This window comes from Prosthecomicrobium pneumaticum (genome assembly GCF_014199915.1).
GTDB classification, from domain to species: Bacteria; Pseudomonadota; Alphaproteobacteria; order Rhizobiales; family Kaistiaceae; genus Prosthecomicrobium; species Prosthecomicrobium pneumaticum.
Map to the genome: position 1 here is coordinate 204,411 of NZ_JACHOO010000003.1, position 20,666 is coordinate 225,076.

The 20,666-nt window shown below is 68.1% G+C and carries 21 protein-coding genes; 9 read left to right on the forward strand and 12 right to left on the reverse strand.

The window, feature by feature from the left end; all coding sequences use genetic code 11:
- Nucleotides 1–114: 114 nt before the first annotated feature.
- From kaiC to GGQ63_RS08015, 3 genes are read left to right on the forward strand one after another with little or no spacing between them, the layout of a single operon-like run.
- The gene (kaiC, locus tag GGQ63_RS08005; RefSeq protein WP_183854472.1) at nucleotides 115–1,794 is read left to right on the forward strand and encodes a circadian clock protein KaiC; all 1,680 of its coding nucleotides are present in this window, start codon (nucleotides 115–117) and stop codon (nucleotides 1,792–1,794) included.
- 22 nt (nucleotides 1,795–1,816) lie between these two features.
- Entirely contained in the window at nucleotides 1,817–2,107 is a 291-nt protein-coding gene (locus GGQ63_RS08010) for a circadian clock KaiB family protein (RefSeq protein WP_183854474.1), read from the forward strand.
- A complete protein-coding gene (locus GGQ63_RS08015; RefSeq protein ID WP_183854476.1) occupies nucleotides 2,104–3,567 on the forward strand; it encodes a sensor histidine kinase in 1,464 nt (487 codons plus the stop codon). Before GGQ63_RS08010 ends, GGQ63_RS08015 begins: the two co-directional genes overlap by 4 nt.
- A gap of 15 nt (nucleotides 3,568–3,582) precedes the next feature.
- Here GGQ63_RS08015 and GGQ63_RS08020 read toward each other — a convergent pair whose 3' ends face one another.
- From GGQ63_RS08020 to GGQ63_RS08070, 11 genes are all read right to left on the reverse strand, one after another.
- Complete coding sequence (locus GGQ63_RS08020; protein ID WP_183854478.1) at nucleotides 3,583–3,966, reverse strand: DUF983 domain-containing protein; 384 nt, start codon at nucleotides 3,964–3,966, stop codon at nucleotides 3,583–3,585.
- A gap of 118 nt (nucleotides 3,967–4,084) precedes the next feature.
- Nucleotides 4,085–4,837 (reverse strand): SDR family NAD(P)-dependent oxidoreductase, encoded by a 753-nt coding sequence (locus GGQ63_RS08025; protein ID WP_246429684.1) that lies wholly within the window; start codon nucleotides 4,835–4,837, stop codon nucleotides 4,085–4,087.
- A 129-nt stretch (nucleotides 4,838–4,966) separates the two neighbouring features.
- The gene (locus GGQ63_RS08030) at nucleotides 4,967–6,145 is read right to left on the reverse strand and encodes an aldose 1-epimerase family protein (RefSeq protein ID WP_183854483.1); all 1,179 of its coding nucleotides are present in this window, start codon (nucleotides 6,143–6,145) and stop codon (nucleotides 4,967–4,969) included.
- Nucleotides 6,146–6,424: 279 nt separating this feature from the next.
- Complete coding sequence (locus GGQ63_RS08035) at nucleotides 6,425–7,339, reverse strand: sugar phosphate isomerase/epimerase family protein (RefSeq protein ID WP_183854485.1); 915 nt, start codon at nucleotides 7,337–7,339, stop codon at nucleotides 6,425–6,427.
- 143 nt (nucleotides 7,340–7,482) lie between these two features.
- Nucleotides 7,483–8,571, reverse strand: coding sequence for a Gfo/Idh/MocA family protein (locus GGQ63_RS08040; RefSeq protein ID WP_183854487.1), 1,089 nt, complete (start codon nucleotides 8,569–8,571; stop codon nucleotides 7,483–7,485).
- A 17-nt stretch (nucleotides 8,572–8,588) separates the two neighbouring features.
- On the reverse strand, nucleotides 8,589–9,659 hold the full coding sequence (locus tag GGQ63_RS08045; RefSeq protein ID WP_183854489.1) for an ABC transporter ATP-binding protein: 1,071 nt from the start codon (nucleotides 9,657–9,659) through the stop codon (nucleotides 8,589–8,591).
- Nucleotides 9,659–10,756, reverse strand: coding sequence for an ABC transporter ATP-binding protein (locus tag GGQ63_RS08050; protein WP_183854491.1), 1,098 nt, complete (start codon nucleotides 10,754–10,756; stop codon nucleotides 9,659–9,661). Before GGQ63_RS08050 ends, GGQ63_RS08045 begins: the two co-directional genes overlap by 1 nt.
- Nucleotides 10,753–11,676, reverse strand: coding sequence for a carbohydrate ABC transporter permease (locus tag GGQ63_RS08055; protein ID WP_183855378.1), 924 nt, complete (start codon nucleotides 11,674–11,676; stop codon nucleotides 10,753–10,755). The genes GGQ63_RS08050 and GGQ63_RS08055 overlap by 4 nt, the downstream gene beginning before the upstream one ends.
- Nucleotides 11,677–11,761: 85 nt before the next feature.
- Nucleotides 11,762–12,622 (reverse strand): carbohydrate ABC transporter permease, encoded by an 861-nt coding sequence (locus GGQ63_RS08060; RefSeq protein WP_183854493.1) that lies wholly within the window; start codon nucleotides 12,620–12,622, stop codon nucleotides 11,762–11,764.
- A 153-nt stretch (nucleotides 12,623–12,775) separates the two neighbouring features.
- Entirely contained in the window at nucleotides 12,776–14,380 is a 1,605-nt protein-coding gene (locus tag GGQ63_RS08065) for an extracellular solute-binding protein (RefSeq protein ID WP_183854495.1), read from the reverse strand.
- The gene (locus GGQ63_RS08070) at nucleotides 14,377–14,661 is read right to left on the reverse strand and encodes a hypothetical protein (RefSeq protein WP_183854497.1); all 285 of its coding nucleotides are present in this window, start codon (nucleotides 14,659–14,661) and stop codon (nucleotides 14,377–14,379) included. Before GGQ63_RS08070 ends, GGQ63_RS08065 begins: the two co-directional genes overlap by 4 nt.
- A gap of 91 nt (nucleotides 14,662–14,752) precedes the next feature.
- Here GGQ63_RS08070 and GGQ63_RS08075 point away from each other — a divergent pair, with 91 nt between their 5' ends.
- From GGQ63_RS08075 to mepK, 5 genes are all read left to right on the forward strand, one after another.
- Complete coding sequence (locus GGQ63_RS08075; RefSeq protein ID WP_210308434.1) at nucleotides 14,753–15,787, forward strand: LacI family DNA-binding transcriptional regulator; 1,035 nt, start codon at nucleotides 14,753–14,755, stop codon at nucleotides 15,785–15,787.
- Between the two features lie 66 nt (nucleotides 15,788–15,853).
- Complete coding sequence (locus tag GGQ63_RS08080) at nucleotides 15,854–16,261, forward strand: NUDIX hydrolase (protein ID WP_183854499.1); 408 nt, start codon at nucleotides 15,854–15,856, stop codon at nucleotides 16,259–16,261.
- A gap of 122 nt (nucleotides 16,262–16,383) precedes the next feature.
- The gene (gene ykgO / locus GGQ63_RS08085) at nucleotides 16,384–16,509 is read left to right on the forward strand and encodes a type B 50S ribosomal protein L36 (protein ID WP_183854501.1); all 126 of its coding nucleotides are present in this window, start codon (nucleotides 16,384–16,386) and stop codon (nucleotides 16,507–16,509) included.
- 77 nt (nucleotides 16,510–16,586) lie between these two features.
- Nucleotides 16,587–17,195, forward strand: a complete 609-nt coding sequence (locus GGQ63_RS08090; protein ID WP_183854502.1) for a tetratricopeptide repeat protein — start codon at nucleotides 16,587–16,589, stop codon at nucleotides 17,193–17,195.
- 191 nt (nucleotides 17,196–17,386) lie between these two features.
- Nucleotides 17,387–18,946, forward strand: coding sequence for a peptidoglycan L,D-endopeptidase MepK (mepK, locus tag GGQ63_RS08095; protein WP_425502067.1), 1,560 nt, complete (start codon nucleotides 17,387–17,389; stop codon nucleotides 18,944–18,946).
- 55 nt (nucleotides 18,947–19,001) lie between these two features.
- Here mepK and GGQ63_RS08100 read toward each other — a convergent pair whose 3' ends face one another.
- A complete protein-coding gene (locus GGQ63_RS08100) occupies nucleotides 19,002–19,442 on the reverse strand; it encodes a BA14K family protein (RefSeq protein ID WP_246429685.1) in 441 nt (146 codons plus the stop codon).
- Between the two features lie 270 nt (nucleotides 19,443–19,712).
- Between GGQ63_RS08100 and GGQ63_RS08105 the strand changes: the two genes are divergently transcribed.
- Nucleotides 19,713–20,663: a ring-cleaving dioxygenase gene (locus GGQ63_RS08105; RefSeq protein WP_183854504.1), complete on the forward strand. Its 951-nt coding sequence runs from the start codon at nucleotides 19,713–19,715 to the stop codon at nucleotides 20,661–20,663.
- The last annotated feature ends 3 nt before the right edge of the window (nucleotides 20,664–20,666 follow it).

Genomic DNA, 20,666 nt, shown 5'->3' on the forward strand with positions numbered 1-20,666 from the left:
GGGGACGCGCGTTGGGGTGCGGGCAGTGCTGCGTTGGACGATCGGGGGCGGGAGAACCGCGTGTTCGCAGGCAGGAGCCCGGTCTCGTGATTCCTCCTCCCTCTGCGAGCGCGCATGGACGTTCCGGCCGGCATTTCCAAGTCTCTGACCGGCATAACCGGTTTCGACGATCTCACATTCGGCGGTCTGCCGACGGGGCGCCCGAGCCTCGTCTGCGGCGCGGCCGGCTGCGGCAAGACGCTGTTCGCCTCGACCTTCCTGATCCACGGCGCGCGTGATTTCGACGAGCCCGGCGTGTTCGTCACCTTCGAGGAACGTCCGGTCGACATCGTCAGCAATGTCGCCTCGCTCGGCTTCGCCCTCGACCAGTTGATCGAGGATGAGAAGGTCGTCATCGAGCACATCGCGGTCGACCCGGCCGAACTCGCCGAGATCGGCGATTACGATCTCGAAGGCCTGTTCCTGCGGCTCGAGCTGGCGATCGATTCGATCGGCGCGAAGCGCGTCGTGCTCGACACGATCGAGAGCCTGTTTTCCGCCTTTTCGGACCCCGCCATCCTGCGCGCCGAGATCCGGCGGCTGTTCGACTGGCTGAAGGAAAAGGGCATGACCACCGTCATCACCGCCGAGCGCGGCGATGGCACGCTCACCCGCCAGGGACTCGAGGAATATGTCTCCGACTGCGTGATCCTGCTCGACCACCGCGTCCAGAACCAGATCTCGACGCGCCGGATGCGCATCGTCAAATATCGGGGCACCGCGCACGGCACCAACGAATACCCTTTCCTGATCGACCGCGACGGCTTCTCCGTCCTGCCGGTCAGCCTGCTCGGCCTGAATCACAAGGCGTCGGAAGAACGGATCTCGTCGGGAGTCGCCGATCTCGACGCCATGGTCGATGGCGGCGGCTTCCATCGCGGCGCGTCGATCCTCATTTCGGGCGTTGCAGGGTCGGGCAAGTCCTCGCTCGCGACGAGCTTTGCGGCGGCCGCCTGCGCGCAGGGCGAGCGGGCGCTCTATTTCTCGTTCGAGGAGTCGGTCGATCAGGCGGTGCGCAACATGCGCTCGATCGGCATGGATCTCGCCACCCCGCTCCGCGAAGACCGGATGCGCTTCGTCTCGGTGCGGCCGACTTTCTACAGTCTCGAGATGCATCTCGCGATCATGCTGCGCGAGGTCGACCGGTTCGGCCCCTCGCTCGTCGTGCTCGATCCGATCTCCGCCTTCACGGAGAGCGGCGACCGGCTCGAAGTGCAGGCGATGCTGCTGCGCATGGTCGACTTCCTGAAGAATCGGGGCGTCACCGCGGTGTTCAGCCATCTGATGCACGGCCAGGACGGCGCGATCACCACCGATGCCGGCCTCTCCTCGCTGATGGACGTTTGGATCCTGATGCTCAACCGCGAGGTGAGCGGCGAGTTCAACCGCGAACTCTATCTCCTGAAGGCGCGGGGCACGGCGCATTCGAACCAGGTGCGCGAATTCGTCATGAGCGCCGGGGGCATCCGCCTCCTGCCGCCCTATCTCGGCGACGCGGGCGCGCTGACCGGCACCGCCCGGCGGATCGAGGAAGGCCGCGCCCGGCGCGAGGAGTTGCGGCGCCGCTCCGAAGTGACGCGGCTGCGCGAGCAGCTCGACCAGCGCCGCCGCCGCACGCGCGCGCAGATCGAGGCGCTCGAAGCCGATCTCGCGGCCGACGAGGCGGAACTCGCCGCCGTCTTCGAGGGTGAGCAGGAATTCCTTCGGCAGGCCGAGGCGGATTTCGCCAGGATCAGGGAGAGCCGGCGGAGCTGAGCCGCCGTCGAGGACATCGAACATGCCGCCGAACCCAACAGCACCCCGAAAGCTCGTGCTCTACGTCGCAGGGCAGACACCGAAATCGCTCTCCGCGATCGCCAATCTCGAGCGCATCTGCAGCGAACACATGCCCGGCCGCTACGAGATCGAGGTGATCGATCTCAAGGAGAACCCGCGTCTCGCGCGGGAACACAGCATCGTCGCCATCCCGACCCTGGTGCGCGAGCTGCCGGTGCCGATCCGCAAGATCATCGGCGACCTCTCCGACGCCGACAAGGTGCTCGTCAATCTGAGGATCGAGGGCGAATGAGCGCCGCGGAGATCGCGGAGCTGCGCCGCAGGCTGTTCGAGGCCGAGGAGACGCTCCGCGCCATCCGCGAAGGCGAAGTGGACGCTCTCGTCGTCGGTGCCGACGATCGCGAGCAGATCTTCACGATCGAAGGCGAGAGCGAATCCTATCGGGCCTTCATGGAGGTGATGGGCATCGGCGCGGTCGCGCTCGATCACGCCCGCCGGGTGCTCTATGTCAATTCCGCCCTCGCCCGGGCCCTCGACTTGAAGGCGAGCGCCGTGCAGGGTCGCCGTTTTGGCGATCTCGTCGATGCCGATCTCGCCGCCGCGATCGACGCGGTGCTCGATCCCGCACCCGGCAGCCCGGATGCGGCCGAGGTCCGCCTGAGGGGGCCGGAAGGAGACAGGCATTTCCTCGTCGCCGCGCGGCCTCTTCGGCTCGGCACGGTGCGCGGCCATGCCGTCACCTTCACCGACATGACCGACCGCGTCGAGGCGGAGATCGCGCTGCAGAGCGAGCGCGCCGCCCGCGCCGTGATCGCCTCGGCGAACGAGGCGGTGCTCGTCTGCGATCTCAACGGCATCGTCAGCCATGCGAACGCGGCGGCGCGCGGCGCGACGCGGGTCGAGCCGGTCGGCCATGCCTTCGCGGAGGTGATCCCGCTGGAGTTCCGCCGTAGCGCAGGCTTCACGGGCGCCGAAGATCTCGTCGCGGGAGCGATCGGCGGCGCCTCGATCCAGGGGCTCGAGGCCTTGGCGCCGGCCGCCCCGATCGTCAAGGACTATCTGGTCAGCGCCGCGCCCTTGCAGGTGTCCGATGACGAGATCGGCGGCTGCGTCGTCACGATGGTCGATCTGAGCCAGAGGAAGGCGGCGGAGAAGCAGCAGACCCTGCTGATGCAGGAACTCGACCACCGCGTCCGCAACACGCTCGCGCTGGTGCTGTCGATCAGCAGCCGCACCATGCACAGTGAGGATACCCTCGAAGGGTTCCAGAAATCGTTCACCGCGCGCATCCAGGCGCTCGCCGCGACGCACGGCCTGCTCGCCGAGCGCTCCTGGGCCGACGTCTCGGTCGGCGACATCGTGCGCAGCGAACTCGCGCCCTATCTGCAGCAGGGCGGCGACCGCGTCTCGACCGAGGGCCTGTCGATCCATGTCGCGCCGCGCGCGGCGATCGCGCTCGGCCTCGTCTTCCACGAGCTGACGACCAACGCGGTCAAATACGGCTCGCTGTCGACGCTCGGCGGCCGGGTGCTGGTGCGGCGGCTGGAAGGGGAGCCCGGCTCGACGCTGGTCGAATGGCGGGAGGTCGGCGGGCCGGCGGTCGCTCCGCCGACCCGGCGCGGCTTCGGCCAGACGGTGATTGCCCGCAGCCTGCAATACACGCCGAGCGGCGGCACGGAGGTGGAGTTCGAGCCGTCGGGCGTCGTCTGCCGCATCTCGATCCCGACCGAGGACGTCCGCTCCGCGGCGTGACGGCAGGACGGAGCGTCAGGGCTGGTCGAGCCGGCCTTCCTGGGCCTTGTACATGTACTGAGAGGCGATGAGCCAGGCCTTGATCGGGCGGAGCAGCAGGAGCGGCGGCACGATCAGGAGCGGCACCGTGGTGAAGAGGTGCACCCACCAGGGCGGGCCGACCGACACTTCGAGCCAGAGCGCGAAGATCACCGCCGGAATGCAGCCCGCCCATTGCGCGAAGAAGGCCGGGCCGTCGGCCGCATCGGCGAAGGAGAAATCGAGGCCGCAGGCGGAACAGCGCGGCGCGAGATCGAGATAGCCCTTGAAGAGATTGCCGACGCCGCAGCGCGGGCAGACGCCGCGCATGCCGATCTGGAACGGCGTCATGCCATGGGTGGGCAGATCGGGCTTGCTCATCGGGCTCTCCTTTACGCCCCCGTTCCTATAACACCCGACGCCCGCGAGGGTTGGGACATAGTGACCGGACGGGGTCCGGAGGAGGGGCGGGGCCGGAGAGAAGCCGCCCCGCGGCCCGTCAGTGCATCACCCAGCCACCGTCGACATTGAGCGTCTGGCCGGTGATGAAGGCGGAGGCGTCGGAGGCGAGGAACATCAGCGCATTGGCGATGTCGGCCGGGGTGCCGCGCCGCTTCACCGCCTGATGGTCGAGCACGAAGCGGGTGTAGCCCTCGGGATCGGGATGGATCTTCTCGGCGTCGGTCGGGAAGGCCCCGGGCGCGACCGCGTTGACCGTCACGCCATGGGCGCCGAACTCCCGCGCCCAGGCCCGGGTGAGACCGACCAGCGCGCCCTTCGACTGGACATAGGGGGAGAGCAGCGCCCAGCCGCCATAGACGGTCACCGAGGCGATATTGATGATGCGGCCCCAGCCGCGCGCCTTCATCGTCGGCAGCGCGACCTGGACGCAGACGATGCCGGCATCGACATTCACCCGCTGCACCGCCTGATGTTCCTCGATGGTGTACTCCTCGAAGGGTTTCGAGGGGTAGATCGCGGCATTGTTGATGACCACATCGAAGCCGCCGACCTCGCGTGAAATGGTCTCGAGCGCGGCGCGGAACTCGACGAGATCGGCCATTTCGAGCGCCTTCATGACCAGCCGGTCGTGGCCGGCCGCCTTCGCCGCCTCGGAGAGCGCGGCGATCTTCTTCGGATCGTGGTCGATCGCCACCACGGTCGCGCCGGCCTGGAGGAAGGCGAGGGTGGCGGGCAGGCCGAGCCCGCCCGCCGCGCCGGTGTAGAGAATGGTCTTGCCTTTGACGTTCATCGGGGCCTCGAGCGTTCCGCCTCGGCTCGTCATGGCCGGGCTTGGCCCGGCCATCCACGCATCGGGCCGGGCAGAAGATGGACGTGGGTGCCCGGGCCAAGCCCGGGCATGACGGCGCTTCGGGCGCGGTCAGCGTCCCCCGATCGGCCGGTGGTTGCCGGTCGGCTCGGGATAGTCCGCATCCGGCTGCACGGCGATCGCGCCGATCCGCGCATCGAGCGCCGCGATCGCCGCCGCGCCGTCATGGATGCGGAACACGGTGTCGTAGCGGCGCTCCTCGCCGTGCTCGAGCCAGATCAGCTCGCCCTTCTCGCGGGCATAGGCGTGGCCATAGACATGGTTGGTCGCCGGCTCGATGCCGAGTGCATACTGGCCCGCCTGGAAGTTCTGCCATTCGTACTGGCAGGGGAACTGATCCTTGCGGGTCTCGACCTCGAAGGCGATGCCGAGGCGATCGTTGACGATCGCGGTCGGCACGAGGCCGTCCGCGTCGGCCTTCAGCTCGTGCTGCCAGACCTGCTCGTGGAAGTTCATCTGCGGCGCGGGCAGGCGGCGATAGCCGACATTCTGCTTCCGGTAGTCGGCGCCGGCATGCGCCGCCCACACCACTTCCTCGACCGGCGCGACATAGCGTGCGCCTTCCTCGAGCACCGGCGCGGCCGGGTTGATGTGGTAGCAATACATGTGCGGCGTCTTGTAGAAGCCGTTGTTGACGACGCGGTCATGGATGGCGATGGCGTTCGAGCCGACCTTCGCCTCGATGCGGCGGATGAGCACGAGATCCTCGCCGAACACCGTGCCCTGGCGTACCTCGCCCTCGGCCCACAGCGTGCATTCGTCGCCGTCCCAGCGCTCGCCATAACCGACCAGCCGGCCCGGCTGCGTGCCGATGCGGCCGTGGATCGAATGCGAGACGGTCTTCCTCGGGCCGTAGACGTAATGGCTCGCATCCTCGTCATACATGAAGAGGATGTGGTCGAGGCCGCAGGTGACGAGGAGCCCCGAGAAGGAGCGCAGCCAGGCGAGGCCGCCTTCGCCCTCATATTCGGCGAGGCCGGGATGCTTGAAACCGGCCGGCGAGTGCCAGCCGATCGAGACGCCCTTGTAGTCGCAATCGGCGATGTCGAAGGCGCGATCGACGAGGACGGTGAAGCGCAGGCCCGTGCCGGTGCGGAATTCGAGCTGCCGGATGCCGCGCTCGACGCCGTCCGACAGCGTCGTCAGCCGGACGCCCGCGAATTGCGACAGCATTCCGGAATGGGCGGCGAGCGCGCGCCGCGTATAGGTCCGACCGAAAAGTTCGACCATCGTTCCGTCCTTCTTCTTGTTGCCTGCGCCCCGCGAGGCCCTCACCTCGGCCCTCTCCCGCGCGCGGGAGAGGGGGTTTGCCGATCCGGCTGCGCCGCCAGAGCCCTCACCCCGACCCTCTCCCGCACGCGGGAGAGGGGGCTTGCCGATCCGGCCGTGCCGCAAGACCCTCACCCCGACCCTCTCCCGCACGCGGGAGAGGGGGTTTGCCGATCCGGCCGGGCCGCGGAACCCTCTCCCGCTTGCGGGAGAGGGCAGGGTGAGGGTCTTCCCCGACCCTTACAGCCCGTTCGCCCGCAGCTTGCCGTCGAGGAACTTCTTCGCCCGCGGAACATCGTCCTCGGAGAGGTGCTCGATGATCATCGGGATGTTCGGGTGCTTCTTCGCCAGCAGCTTCAGATAGAGATCGTAGTTGAGCGAGCCGAGGCCGGGCGCCGGCAGCTCGATCTCGCCCACGCCGCGGAAGGTATGCGATTCGAGCGCGTCCTCGTCGCCGATATCGGCGTGCTTCTCGCTCTTGTCGTCACCCGAGCGCTTCACGTCCTTGGCATGGCCGATCTTGATCTTGTCCGAGAGCGTGTCGAACACCTGATTCAGGATCTGGTCCATCCGGTCGATGTTGTGCGTCTCGAAATAGTTGGTCGGGTCCATCAGCAGGCCGAGGCCGGGATGGTCGACCTGCGCGAACATCTTCACGGTCTCCTCGACCGAGCCGACGACGTTGTTGACATAGGTCTCGAGCAGGAAGACCGCGCCGTGGTCATAGGCGGTCTGGGCGAGGTCGGCGATCACCTTGCGGCACTCCTCGAAGCCTTCCTCGGTCTTGTTCTTCGGATGGTGCACCCAGTCCGACTCGGTGTTGTAGGTGCCGGTCTCGGAGATGACGTAGGGGCTGCCGAAGTCGCGCGCGTTGCGGATGATCTCCTTCAGATAGCCGACGCGGCGGGCACGCTCGTCCTTGTCCGGATGGATGATGTTCGTATAGCCCGAGATGCAGCAGATCGGCAGGTCGTGGTCGCGGAAGGTGTCGCGGACCGTCTTCGCCTTCTCCTTGGTGATCTGGCCAGCCGAGAGATCGACGTCCTTGAAGTGGAGGTCGAGCTGGACGGTGTTGAAGCCGAGCGAACGGATCTTCTTCGCCGTCTCTTCGAGCGAATAGGGGAAGTAGCCGGTGAAAATGCCGACCTGCATCATGATGAGTGTCCTCCTTGGTTTTCTCGTCTTGGCATCTGCGGGTTCGTCATCCCGGCGAAGGCCCGGACCCGGTCAGCCGATGCGCCGATCGGCGCGATGGGTCCCGGGTCTCCGCTGCGCTCCGCCCGGGATGACGGCTCGCCTCAGGTCTCGAACTCGGACAGCCTGACCGTGCGGGCTTCCGCCATCGAGCGGTAGCCGGCCTCGATCAGCGCGACCGTCTTCACATTGTCGGCGACCGAGAGCGCCGGCGGCGTGCCGGTCCCGACCGCATACTGCAATTGCTCCATCACGCCCTTGAAGGCGTGCGGGAACCACATCGTGTCCCAGCTCGGGGTCACCCACGCTCCGCCCGTCGTCGTCTTCGAGGCGTAGGTGAGGGTGGACGCGGCACCCGTCGGCCAGCCGATCGTGCCTTTGGCGACGCCGTCCGTGCCCTCGACCCGCCAGGCGATGTAGAGGTCGTCCTCATAGCCGGCCTCGCGCGGGCCGGCCCAGACGTCCTCGAGGCTGAGCGCCAGCACGCCGGAGGGGAAGCGGAGCGTCGAGACGGTGATGCCGTCCGTGTGCTCGAAGGTGGTGCGCGGGTCCTTGCGGCTCGTCGTGGTGATCTCGTCCGGATCGCCGAACAGGAAGCGCAGCACGTCGAGATGGTGCACGCTCATATTGGCGAGCGTCAGCCGGTCATAGTCCTCGAGGAAGGTCTGCCAGTGCGGGATGGCGTGCATGTCGATCTCGGCGAAGACGGGCGTGCCGAGCTCGCCCCTGTCGAGGATCTGCTTCAGAACCCGCATCGACTGGTCGTAGCGCATGTTCTGGTTGACCGAGAGGATCTTGACGGCCGCCGCCGCCTCGTCGCGGAGCGCGATCGCCTCCTCGAGCGACAGCGAGAGCGGCTTCTGGGCGAGGATGCCCTTGATGTGCTTCTGTTTCAGCGCGTGGCGGATCAGCGCCGGCTGCTGGTCGGGCGGGAAGGCGATGTCGAGGATCTCGACGGAGGGGTCCTCGATCAGCGCCTCGGGCGTGTCGTGGACGGTCGGAATGCCCCAGCGCTCGGCGACCTTGGCGGCGTTCGCCTTTGTGCGCGAGGCGATCGCCACCACCGGGAAGCCGGCCTCCTTATAGGCCGCGAGATGGCACTCGGCCATGATCATGCCGGCGCCGATCGCGCCGATCCTGAAGGTGTTGACCCGGATCTCGGGGTCGGGTGCGAAGCCCCTGGCGTCGGCCATCGTCGTTTCCTCCGTCTTCATTGTCTGCCGGCGAGCGCCGTGCCGTCCGCCGCGAAGAAATGGAGCGCGGCCGGATCGACGCTGAGCTCCACTTTTTCGTCCGCGGTGAGACGCGGCTGGCCGCGCAGCATAACCCGGAGCCGGTCGGCGCCGGCAGAGAGGGTCACCACCGTGAAGCCGCCGAGCGGCTCCACCTCCCAGATCGTCGCCGGCTTCGTGCTGCTGCCGGAGAACGGCGCGATGCGGATCGCCTCCGGCCGGACGCCGACCTCCACCGCCTCGCCCGGCACCGCGGCGAGCGGCAGGCGGATCGCGCCGTCGGCGAGGTCGTAGAGGCCGGCCGCGCGGTCGGCGCTGCCCTTGAGGAGATTGATCGCCGGCGCGCCGACGAGACCCGCGACATAGCGGCTCGCCGGGCGCTCATAGATCTCGCGCGGGGTGGCGATCTGGCGGATCGCGCCGCGCTCGAGGATCGCCATGCGGTCGGCGACCGACATCGCCTCCTCCTGGTCGTGCGTGACATAGAGGAGGGTGTGGCCGAGCTCACGCTGGATGCGCTTCAACTCGACGCGGGTCTCCTCGCGCAGCCGCGCATCGAGGGCGGAGATCGGATCGTCCATCAGATAGGCCGCGGGGTCGCGCACCAGCGCGCGGGCGATCGCGACGCGCTGCCGCTCGCCGCCGGAGAGCTGCGCCGGCGGCTTGTGCAGGATGTGGCCGATATGGAGCTTCTCCGCCACCGCGGCGACGCGCGCCGCGATCTGCGCCTCCGGCAGCTTCCGCTCGACGAGCGGGAAGCGGACATTGTCGCGCGCCGTCATGTGCGGGAAGAGGGCGAGGTTCTGGAACACCATGGCGACGTTGCGCTCGGCGGGCGAGGTGTGCGTGACCGGCCGGCCGCCGATCAGGATCTCGCCGGAATCGGGCGTCTCGAGACCGAGGATCAGCCGCAGAATGGTGGTCTTGCCCGAAGAGGGCGGCCCGAAGAAGCAGAAGAACTCGTTGTCGGCGATGGTGAACGACGTGTCGTTCACCGCCACCGTGTCGCCGAAGCGCTTCGTCACGTTGCGAAAGGCGATCTCGGCCATCAGGCGGCTCCCTTGATCGCGCGGCCGGAGGCCTTGTCGAACAGGCGGACCGAGGCCGCGACCGGCTCGATCGACAGCGTCTCGCCGACCGAAACGGCCGTGCTCGGTTCGGCGACGATCTTGAGCGCCCGGTCGGCCGCGCCGAAATGGACGATCGTGCGGGCGCCGATCCGCTCGACGAAGCCGACGGCGGCCCGAAGGCCCGGCCCTTCCGTGCGCAGCGTCACCTCTTCGGGGCGGAAGCCGTAGACGACCTCCTTCGCGCCGGCGGTCCGCGCCGCGCCGGCGAGGGCGGCGGGCAGAGGCGGCGACAGGCCGAAGGCGCCGAGATCGACGGCGAGGCCGCGATCGGTCTCGGCGAGCGTGCCCTCGACGAGGTTCATGCCCGGCGCGCCGATGAAGCGGGCGACGAAGAGATTGACCGGGTCGTTATAGACCTCGATCGGGGTGCCGACCTGCTGCAGCACGCCGTGATCCATCACCGCGATGCGGTCGGCCATGGTCATCGCCTCGAGCTGGTCGTGCGTGACATAGACCATGGTCTGCCTGAACTCGCGCTGCAGGTGCTTGAGCTCGGTGCGCATCACGGCGCGGAAGGCGGCGTCGACATTCGACAGCGGCTCGTCGAGCAGGAAGATCGCCGGCTCGACGATCGCCGAGCGGCCGATCGCCAGCCGCTGCAGGATATTGACCGACAGTTTGGCGCTCTTCTGGTCGAGCATCGGCGTCAGCTGCAGGAAGTCGGCGATCTTGGCGACCGCGGCATCGACCTTCGCCTTCGGCCAGCCGCGGGCCTTCGGCCCATAGGCGAGGTTCTGACGGACCGTCATGTGGGTGAAGATGGCGTAGTTCTGGAAGACGAAGCCGACGCCGCGCTTCCCCATCGGCACGCCCGCCATGTCGCGGCCGTCGAACAGGATGCGGCCGGAGGTCGGCGCCTCCATGCCGGCGATCATGTTCATCGTCGTCGACTTGCCGCAGCCCGAGGGACCGAGCAGGGCGACGAACTCGCCATTGCCGATCTCGAGATCCATGGTCTTCAGCGCGGTGAAGCTGCCGAAGCTCTTGACGAGGTTTTCGAGGCGGATCGTCGTCATGCGCGGCCTCCGGCGGCGGCCATGCGCTTCATGGCGAGGACGGTGAGGACGGAGAGGGCGATCAGGATGACGAGCGCGATCGCCGCGACATAGCCCCAGATCAGGTCCTGCGTCGTCACCTTGTAGATGTAGACGGAGATCGTCTCGGTCGCGACGCCCGGGCCGCCGCCGGTCATGATGTAGAGCGTGTCGAAGATCTTGAAGCTCTCGATGACGCGGATGGCGAGCGCGATGATCAGCACCGTCCTGATGCGCGGCAGCATGATCGTGACGAAGCGCTGCCCCCAGGAGGCGCCGAGCAGCGTCGCCGCCTTCAGCTGGTCCTCCGGCACGCCGACGAGGCCGGCGAGGAGGATGAGGAACATCAAGGGCGTCCACTGCCAGATGTCGGCGATCATCACCGCGACGAGGGCGAGGGTCGGGTCGGACAGCCAGGCGATCGTCACGTCGAGCCCGGTAAGGCCCGAGAGGATGCCGTTCACCGGTCCGCCGGACTGGAACAGCATGAAGAACATGTAGCCGGCGACGGCGGGCACCACCATCATCGGCATCAGCAGGATCGAATAGAACACCCGCTTGCCGGGGAAATCGTCCATGAACAGCACGGCGAGGCCGAGGCCGAGCAGGAACTCGGCCGGCACGCAGACGAGCATGACGACGAAGGTGCGCCACAGCGCGCCCCACAGCCGGCTGTCGCCGAGCAGGTCGGTGTAATTGGCGAAGCCGTTCCACAGCTCATAGGCCCGCCACCAGCCGGTGCCCTCGAGCGGCGACCAGTCGGTCAGGCTGATATAGAGCTGCATCAGGAGCGGGAAGACCGCGATGAAGAGGATCAGGACCTGGGTCGGCAGCGTGAGGCGGAAGCCGAGCCGGCGCTCCTCGCGGTCGGTCGCAACGGTCCTGGTGCCGGACGGCGGCATGGTCGGCTCCGGGGCTAGGGTGTCGGCGGCGGTCACGGGCGGGCTCGCGAAGACAGGGCGATGAGGGCGCTGATGGTCGACCGGCTCATTGCTTCAGCGCCCCGAAGGTGAGGCCGCGGACGAGGTGCTTCTGGATGGCGATGCCGAGGATGACGGGCGGGATCGCGGCGATCAGGCCGAGCGCGGCCTTGGCGCCGTAGAGCTGGCCGGTCATCGAGGAGGACAGCGAGGCCATGTAGACGGGAATGGTGACCCATTCCTTGGTCGTCAGCAGCAGGCCGATCAGATAGTCCGACCAGTTGAGGATGAAGACGAACATCGCCGAGGAGGCGAGCGGCGCCCGCATCATCGGCAGGGTGATCTTCATGAAGACGCGGAAGCGCGAGCAGCCCTCGACGAGCGCGGCCTCCTCGATCTCCTTCGGCATCTCGTCGAAGAAGGTCTTCATCAGCCAGAAGGCGAAGGGCAGGGTGACGATGCCGTAGATGAGGGCGAGGCCCCACCAGCTGTCGATCAGGCCGAGAAAGGCCCACATGATCATCACCGGGATCATCACCGCCATCGGCGGGAAGAGGCGGAGCTGGGTGAGGGCGAGCGGCAGGTTCTGGCCCGAGCCGAAACGCGACAGGCCATAGGCGGCGGCCGTCCCCGCCGACATCGCGATCAGCGTGCCGAACACGGCGGCGAGCAGCGAGGCGAGGATCGGCTTGGTCGCGGTGCGGTCGAGCGTGGCGATCAGGGCGGTCGTCTGCTCACCGAAGATGTAGCGGAAATTGTCGAGGGTCGGCGCCTTCGGCCACCAGGTGAGATCGGCGCCGCTCGCCGACCATTCGGCGATCGGCTTGAAGGCCATCGAGGCCATCCACAGGATCGGGATGAGCGTCAGCGCCAGCGCGAGCGCGATCATCGCATAGCGGAACAGCTCGAAGGGCAGGGATCGGCGCATGGCTCACTCGGGGTTCTTCGGCGGGCGAGGGAGGGCCCTCACCCTGACCCTCTCCCGCAAGCGGGAGAGGGGATTGCCGCTCTTCTCTTCAGACGGCCTCAATGCAGAGAGCCTCCCTCTCCCGCTTGCGGGAGAGGGCTGGGGTGAGGGCCTTCAGGCCGGGTCGACGATGGTCGGCCAGGCCTGCTTCTGCGTGACGATCGCCTCGACGAGCTTCTCCTCGCCGATGCGCCGTGCGATCCGCTTCCACTCGCGCTCGACATCCGCCATCGCCTGCTCGGGCGTCTTCTCCCTGGTGCAGGCGGCGACGAGATTGGTGTCGAGCGCGTTGTGGAAGGCGGTGGCGCCCGGATAGTTGATGGTCGGCACGGTGCGGGCGACCGTCTCGCGCACCACGTCCATGTGGTAGGCGTGGTAGGTCTCGCGCACCAGATCGTCCGAGAAATTGGCGAGCTGGAACGGGTCGAAATAGCCGGCCGGGTTCGCCGTCATCCAGGAGTAGATCCGGCTCGAGCCGAGCCATTGCAGGAGCAGGTAGCAGGCTTCCGGATGGGCGCTCTGGGCCGAGACCGAGGCCGAGAGGTTGAGCCACAACACCGAGCGGCGGACGAGCCCGCCATCGACCGGACGGCCGGGCGGCAGCATGGAGCCGACCTTGCCGGTGATCTTCGAGCCGGTATTGCCCGGATTGTCGAGGAATTTCGGCAGGTTCGAGAAAGCGCATGTCAGCGCCGCGCCGCCATTGCCGAAATTGCCGTACTGCTCGGGCCAGCCCCAGGAGACCGCGTCCGGCGAATGGTAGGCGAGGCTGTCGACATATTCCCTGGTCGCCGCGACGCCCTGTTCGCCGTTGACGAGCGGGGTGCCGTCATCGGCGAAGAGGTACTGGTTCGGCGCCGCCATCGAAACGTAGCGCTGGTACCAGTTGGTGTAGCCCCAGCCCTGGTTGCGCAGGTCGGTGCAGCCGAACAGGCCCTTGTCCGGCCGATGGAAGAAGGACGCCACCTCGTCGAGCTGCTTCCAGGTCGAGGGCGGCGCGAGATCGTAACCGTATTTGTCCTTGAAGGCCTTCTGCTCGGCCGCGTCGCCGAACAGGTCGGTGCGGTAGACCCAGGTCTGGAAGTCGCCGTCGAGCGACACGCCATAGGTCGAGCCGCGATACTGGTTGAGCAGCGACACGCCTTTCTCGCCGCCGACATAGCCGCGGGTCGGATCGTCCCATTCCGGCTTGTACTGCGCGACGAACTCGTCGAGATTGACGAGGCCGTTGGTCTCGGCGAGGTCGCCGAGCCGGTTCCACTCGACGGCGTAGATGTCGTAGGCACCCCCCTTGGTGGAAATGTCCTGCATCGTCTTCGTGAATTCCTGGCCGTTCGGCATGCCGACGATCTCGATCGGAACGCCGGTCTCCTGTTCCCAGAGCGCCTTGATCGACGGCGCACCGGCCGGGAAGGGCTGGGTCAGCTGGCCGATCGAGCCGTCCGAAAGGCCGAGCACGATCTTCGCCGGCGCCTTGCCGGCGGCCTTGAGCGCCTTGATGCCCTCGATGGCGCGGGCCTCCGGCGTATCCGGGCCGTATTGATAGCGTTCGCAGCCGGCAAAGCCGGTCGGTCCGCCGACCATGCCGGGCGCGAGGCCGGCCTGTGCGAAGGCCGGACGGATGAAGCGCGGCGCGATGCCGATGGCGGATGTGAGCGCGAACAGCGAGCCGCCGGCCTTCAGGACACGGCGGCGCGACACGCCAGCAGGCGTCGTCATGGCGAAATTCCTCCCCTTCGTGCGGGTCTCCCGTCCCGCACTTCGCCGGGATGATTGATCTTGATTTTTCTTGATGTCAAGCAAGAGGCGATCACATCATGATCTGCTGTCGTCATGATGCGATGCAGCGTCGATTTCTGCGCGTGCGTGCCGTATCCGCCCAATTCGCAGGCACACGCGCCAAGAATCGAAGCGGAATCAGGCCTTAAGGCGACGCTTCGCAGCGCAGTGGCGCCGTCCTGAAATGATCGGAATGATGGCATTAACATCATTTCGATCATTTATTTGATTGGCTTTGCGCCGTCCTGCCGATTGACGCTGTTTCGGGAACAAAGCTAGCTTCCGCCGATTCCGGCCCACGGGGAGACCGCATTGTCCGTGACGAGAGCGACGCTTGCCGATATCGCCCGCGAGGCCGGTGTCTCGACCGCGACCGTCGACCGCGTGCTCAACAACCGCCTCGGCGTGCGCGAGCGGACCCGCGACCGGGTGCTCTCGGTCGCCGGGCGGCTCGGCTATCTGGAGGGCGGCCGGCTCGTCGCCGAGATCGGCGACATGGCGGACGTCGTCGAGCTCGACTTCCTCGTGCCGGGCGGCACCAACACCTTTCTGCATCTGCTCGCCTCCTGCCTCGCCGAGCAGGAGCGGCTGCGCCGCGACGTGCGGGTGCGTGTCCATATGATCGAGGGCTTCAACCCCGATGCGCTCGCCGAGCGGCTGCACGGCATCGAGGGGACGACGCGCGGCGTCGGCCTGGTCGGCATCGACCATCCGACCGTGCGCGAGGCGATCCGCTCGCTCGCCGTCGCCGGCATTCCGGTGCTGACCCTCTGCTCCGACATCAGCCATGTGCCGCGCGTCTCCTATGTCGGCATCGACAACCGCGCGGCGGGGCGGGTCGCGGGCTATCTGATCGGCCGCTTCATCCGGGCCGACCGCGGCAAGGTCGCGCTGTTCGCCGGGTCGCTCTCCTATCGCGGCCACGAGGAGCGCGAGATGGGCTTCCGGCACATTCTCGAGGAGGAGTTCCGCGAGCTCGCCGTGGTCGAACTGCGCGAGGTGCGCGACGATTCCGAGCGCTCCTATGCCGAGGCGAAGGCGCTGCTCGCCCGCCATCCCGACCTCGCCGGCATCTACAACATCGGCGCGGGAAACCGCGGCATTGCGCGAGCCCTCGAAGAGGCCGGCCGGGCGAAATCGACCGTTTTCGTCGGCCACGAACTGACCGAGCACACCCGCCGCTTTCTGCTCTCCGGCACGATGGACGCGGTGATCGACCAGAATCCGCGGGTCGAGGCGCGCGAGGCGGTTGATCGCCTGCGCCGTGCGGTGCAGGGTGACGAACGCCCGTTCGGTCCCTCGGTCCGGATTCAGACCGTGTTTCGCGAGAATATTCCCGAGGCCTGAAACGAATCGCGGCACAATCCGTGCAGAGGGCGGTTCGGTTCGATCGGCATTCGGAGGTTTTCGGCAATGGCGAAGAAAGTCGGCGTGTTGCCGTGGCGTCGGGTGGCGAGCGGGGTCGAGGTCCTGCTCATCACAACGCGCGACACGCGCCGATGGGTTGTGCCGAAAGGCTCGATCGAGCGCGATCTCTCCGCCCAGGAATCGGCGGAGCGCGAGGCCTTCGAGGAGGCGGGCGTGCTCGGCGTCATGGCGCCGCTGCCGATCGGCAGCTTCCGCCACGCCCGCGGCCCGGCCGAACTCGGTGCCGACGACGTCGCCCTCTATGCGATGCAGGTGCGCGCGGAATGTGCGGTCTGGCCGGAGCACGGTCAGCGCGACATCGAATGGCTGCCGATCGATCAGGCCGCGGAGCGCGTCGACAGCCCCGAACTCGCCGCCCTGATCCGCCGCTTCGCCAAGCAGGAGGCGGCCTGAGGGAGGCCGCCAAGGTTGACAAGCCGCGGGGCCGTCCCTATGGTCCGCCCACTCTTGGAGCGAGCGCCCGAGCCGGCTTGGTGCGCTCGTTTCGTTTCCGTCATTCCTCGCGAGCCGCCGTCATGAAGATCAAGAACTCGCTGAAGTCGCTGCTCGGCCGCCACCGCGCCAACCGTCTGGTGCGCCGCAAGGGCCGCGTCTTCATCATCAACAAGCAGAACCCGCGCTACAAGGCGCGTCAGGGCTGAACGGTCCGCTGCGGCGCCTTCGCGCCGCGCGACGTTTTCCTTTGACCGGGCCTGCCGGGCGAGGTTAGCCTCGCACCATGCGGGCCCTTTCCATTTTCGCCCTCGCGCTGCTTCCCGTCTTCGCCGGGCCGGTCGCCGCTGTCGCGGCCGACTCGCCGGACTCTGCTGCGCCGGTGGCCGCGGCGGGCGAGGCGGTGCAGCCGCTTGCGGAACAGAGCGTCGACGCGCTCTTCGCGACGCTCGCTGCGGGCGGCGATGCGGCCGAGGGCGCCGAGCGCGAGATCCAGCGCCGCTGGGCGGCGTCGGGCAGCGACACGGTCGATCTCCTGATGCAATGGGCGCAGGAGGCGGTCGCGCGCCAGGATATCGGCACGGCGCTCTCCTATCTCGACAGTGTCGTGCTGCTGCGCCCCGACTATATCGAGGGCTGGAATACGCGCGCCGCGCTGCATGTGATGCGCGACGAATACGGCAAGGCGATTTCCGATCTCGAGCGGGTGATCCGGCTCGAGCCGCGCCATTTCGTGGCGCTCACCGGCCTCGGCATGATGCTGCAGCAGCTCGGGCGCGACAAGGATGGGCTCGCCATGCTCGAGCGGGCGCTGAGCCTCGATCCGCGGCTCGGGGAGAGTCTCGGCAAGACCGTCGAGCAGCTGCGGCGGCAGGTCGATGGCGTGCCGATCTGAAGCCCGGCCGCGCCGACCCGCCTATCAAAAGCCATGATCCGCCGGCTAGTGTTCACGAAGCGGTGAGTCGGTGCCTCCCGACAGCTTCCGACAAGGTCGGGTTGGCATCGTGGTAAACAGACGTTAACCTTGCGCTTGCAATCTGCCCGTCGCGGGGGTCGCCCAATTCCGGGCTAGGACGGCGAGAGACGTTGCGTAGCACCACCAACCATCCGACCGGTCTCGGCGTGCGCGTGCGAAGGGCGCTCGGGACGATCCTGAAGAGCGGCGTCGCGGCAGCGCTGGTGCTCGCCGGCAGCATGGCCGCCAAGCCGATCGGGACGGCCGAGGCGGCCAATGAGCGCGCCCTCAGCTTCTACAATCTGCACACCCACGAGAAGGCGACCATCGTCTTCAAGCGGGGCAACCGCTACGACGCGGCGGGCCTCGCGCAGATCAACCACTTCCTGCGCGACTGGCGCCGCAACCAGGAAGTGAAGATGGATCCGCAGCTGATGGATCTCGTCTGGGAGGTCTATCAGCGCTCCGGCTCGCGCGCCCCGATCAACGTGATCTGCGGCTATCGTGCGCCCGAGACCAACAACATGCTCCGTTCGCGCTCCCGCGGGGTCGCGCAGAACAGCCAGCACACCAAGGGCAAGGCCCTCGATTTCTTCCTGCCCGACGTGCCGCTCGCCAAGCTGCGGGCGATCGGCCTGCAGATGCAGGCGGGCGGCGTCGGCTTCTACCCGACCTCCGGCTCGCCCTTCGTTCACATGGACACCGGCAGCGTCCGCCACTGGCCGCGCATGACGCGCGAGCAGCTCGTGCGGGTGTTCCCGAACGGCAAGACGCTGCATGTGCCGACCGACGGCAAGCCACTGCCGGGCTATGAGGAGGCGCTCGCCGCCTACAAGTCGCGCAAGGCGAATGGCGGCGCGGTCACGCTCGTCGCCGATGCCGCACCCAAGAAGGGCGGCTGGCGGCTGTTCGGCGGGCGCGACCGCGAAGAGGTCGACGACGAGGCGGACATGGCGCCGGCGGTGGTCGCCGCCGCGCCCGCGCGCGAGCCCGCCGCCGCACCGGTGGCCGAACCCGCCGTCGTCGCGGCGCTCGCGCCGCTGCCGCGCCGTGCACCGGTCCGGCCGGCCGAGCCGGACACGCTCCCCTTCGCCATGGCTTCCGCCGAGGACAGCGCCGCGCTCGAGCCGCTGATGCCGATGCCGCGGCCTTCGCCGTCGCCGCACGTCGTGCTCGCCGCCGCCGAAGAGCGCGACGCCGGCCGGAGCCGCGGCGCGATCGACGCCATTGCCGCCGTTGTCGGTGATTCCGATGCGACCACTTCGGTCATGGCCTATGCGCCGGCCGACATGCCGCTGCCCGAGACGCGGCCGACGGCCCGCATGGGCGACACGGCGCGTGCATCGGTCGCGGCGCCCTTCTATGGCGTCGCGCTGCGCGGAGCGGCGGCGCCCGCGCCGGGCGGCGGCGATCCGCTCGGCCATCTGGTGGCCGCGGATTTCGAAGGCGACGTGATGCAGCTTCTGCTGCGCAACGGCTCCACCCGGCAGCGGCCTTACGCGCTGCTCGAGAAGCCGCGCCCCTTCGCCATCCGCACCCTGTTCGTCGCGCCGGACCGCGCCTACGGCCGTGGTTTCGGACGCACCGCCTATGACGGCCTTCGAACCGACCGCTTCGCGGGGCCGCTGATCCAGCCGATCGCCATGGTCGAACTCGGCGGAAGCCCGTCCGCGCGCTACGTCAGCCGCTGAAGAAGCCGGCGGGCCGAGGCCCGCCGACACTCCACCGATCAACGATCGTGGACGGTCACCGATACGGCGACACGCAGGCCCGGCGCGGACCGTTATAGGGCTGGTAGGTGTTGTCCGAGGTGCGGTAGGATCGGTACTGGCTGGCGCACCACTCGACATGCGCGTTGCTCATCTGGCGCTGGTTCGACAGAGCGCCGCCGATGATCGCCCCGGCGATGAAGGCGGCGGGCGGGAACCAGTAGCCGTTGTACTGACGATAACCGGGCCGGCGATCGCGATAGCCGCGGCGGCCGTTGAGATAAGCGCCGTCACGCCGCCTTTCGAACCGGTCGCGCCGCCGCTCGAAGCGGTCCCGCGACTGAACCTCGATGAGATGGCTGTCGACGGTCGGCGCGCTGGGCACGGCGAGGGGGGCCGCCAGCGCCGGGACCGGCAGGGCCATCGCCATGGCGAGCACGCCGAGCTGCGCCTTGCGCATCAGGGTCATCTTTTCCATCCTGTCTTCCTCTCGTTCGGCTTCGTCGTGGGACGGTCGCGGGACCCGTGGGACGCGGCGGATCGCTCCGCTCCACGCCGCCCTCGGGATGGCAATGCCCGAGCCGCCGGGTCGATCCCTCCTCCGTTGCGGCGGCGGATCCGAGGGCGATCGAGGGGATCGTTCACCAAACAGAAACAGCGCGGGACGATCGGGACGGTTTGCCGCAACGCGTTTCGGCCCGATATTGGGCGTCGAAGCGAACAAGCGAATTCCAGGAGACCTCCTCCCATGGCCCTCTCTCTCGGCGGACTGCATCATCTGACGGCGATCACGGCGGATGCGTCGGGCAATCGCCGGTTCTACACCGACGTGCTGGGGATGCGGCTGGTCAAGAAGACCGTCAACCAGGACGACACCAGCGCCTACCACCTCTTCTATGGCGACGGCGCCGCCAATCCCGGCTCGGACGTCACCTTCTTCGACTGGCCGGTACCACCGAACCGGCGCGGCACGCATGCGGTCGCCCGCACGGGCCTGCGCGTCAACGGTGCGGCGCTCGACTATTGGCGCGCCCGGCTCGAAGCGGCCGGTGCGACGGTGGGCGCTGTCCATGAGCGGAACGGCCGGGCGAGCCTCGCCTTCGAGGATCCCGAGGGCCAGCGGCTGCTCCTTGTCGACGATGGCGGTGTTGGCACCGGCGAACCCTGGGACCGCAGCCCGGTTCCGGCCGAGCACCAGATCCGCGGCCTCGGGCCGATGACGCTCTCCGTGCCGCGGCTCGACCCGACCGAGGCGGTGCTGACGCGGGTGATGAACATGGAGAAGACCGGCACCTATCCCTTCCCCGACGCGCCGGACAAGACCGTGCACGTCTATTCGATGGGGCCGGGCGGGGCGGCGGCGGAACTGCACGTGGTCGTCGAGCGCGATCTGCCGCAGGAGCGGCAGGGCGCGGGCGGCGTGCACCATGTCGCCTTCCGGACGCCCGACTACGACACGCTGACGGAATGGGCCGACCGGGTACGCAGCTTCGGCGTGCCGTCGAGCGGCGAGGTCGAGCGGCACTATTTCCGGTCGCTCTATTTCCGCGAGCCGAACGGCATCCTGTTCGAGATCGCCACCGACATCCCCGGCTTCACGGTCGACGAGCCGCTCGCCACCGTCGGCGAGAGCCTCTCCCTGCCGCCCTTCCTCGAGGGCCGGCGGGCCTCGATCGAGCGCAACCTCAAGCCGCTCTAGGAG

Coding starts and splice junctions, on each gene's coding strand:
- GGQ63_RS08020 (WP_183854478.1), bottom strand. CDS start 3,966: ATGAGCAAGCCCGATCTGCCCACCCATGGCATGACGCCGTTCCAGATC.
- GGQ63_RS08050 (WP_183854491.1), bottom strand. CDS start 10,756: ATGACGACGATCCGCCTCGAAAACCTCGTCAAGAGCTTCGGCAGCTTC.
- GGQ63_RS08060 (WP_183854493.1), bottom strand. CDS start 12,622: ATGCGCCGATCCCTGCCCTTCGAGCTGTTCCGCTATGCGATGATCGCG.
- GGQ63_RS08030 (WP_183854483.1), bottom strand. CDS start 6,145: ATGGTCGAACTTTTCGGTCGGACCTATACGCGGCGCGCGCTCGCCGCC.
- GGQ63_RS08105 (WP_183854504.1), top strand. CDS start 19,713: ATGGCCCTCTCTCTCGGCGGACTGCATCATCTGACGGCGATCACGGCG.
- GGQ63_RS08055 (WP_183855378.1), bottom strand. CDS start 11,676: ATGCCGCCGTCCGGCACCAGGACCGTTGCGACCGACCGCGAGGAGCGC.
- GGQ63_RS08035 (WP_183854485.1), bottom strand. CDS start 7,339: ATGATGCAGGTCGGCATTTTCACCGGCTACTTCCCCTATTCGCTCGAA.
- ykgO (WP_183854501.1), top strand. CDS start 16,384: ATGAAGATCAAGAACTCGCTGAAGTCGCTGCTCGGCCGCCACCGCGCC.
- GGQ63_RS08045 (WP_183854489.1), bottom strand. CDS start 9,659: ATGGCCGAGATCGCCTTTCGCAACGTGACGAAGCGCTTCGGCGACACG.
- GGQ63_RS08065 (WP_183854495.1), bottom strand. CDS start 14,380: ATGACGACGCCTGCTGGCGTGTCGCGCCGCCGTGTCCTGAAGGCCGGC.
- GGQ63_RS08100 (WP_246429685.1), bottom strand. CDS start 19,442: ATGGAAAAGATGACCCTGATGCGCAAGGCGCAGCTCGGCGTGCTCGCC.
- GGQ63_RS08040 (WP_183854487.1), bottom strand. CDS start 8,571: ATGGCCGACGCCAGGGGCTTCGCACCCGACCCCGAGATCCGGGTCAAC.
- GGQ63_RS08090 (WP_183854502.1), top strand. CDS start 16,587: ATGCGGGCCCTTTCCATTTTCGCCCTCGCGCTGCTTCCCGTCTTCGCC.
- GGQ63_RS08010 (WP_183854474.1), top strand. CDS start 1,817: ATGCCGCCGAACCCAACAGCACCCCGAAAGCTCGTGCTCTACGTCGCA.
- GGQ63_RS08070 (WP_183854497.1), bottom strand. CDS start 14,661: ATGATCGAAATGATGTTAATGCCATCATTCCGATCATTTCAGGACGGC.
- GGQ63_RS08080 (WP_183854499.1), top strand. CDS start 15,854: ATGGCGAAGAAAGTCGGCGTGTTGCCGTGGCGTCGGGTGGCGAGCGGG.
- kaiC (WP_183854472.1), top strand. CDS start 115: ATGGACGTTCCGGCCGGCATTTCCAAGTCTCTGACCGGCATAACCGGT.
- GGQ63_RS08025 (WP_246429684.1), bottom strand. CDS start 4,837: ATGAACGTCAAAGGCAAGACCATTCTCTACACCGGCGCGGCGGGCGGG.
- GGQ63_RS08015 (WP_183854476.1), top strand. CDS start 2,104: ATGAGCGCCGCGGAGATCGCGGAGCTGCGCCGCAGGCTGTTCGAGGCC.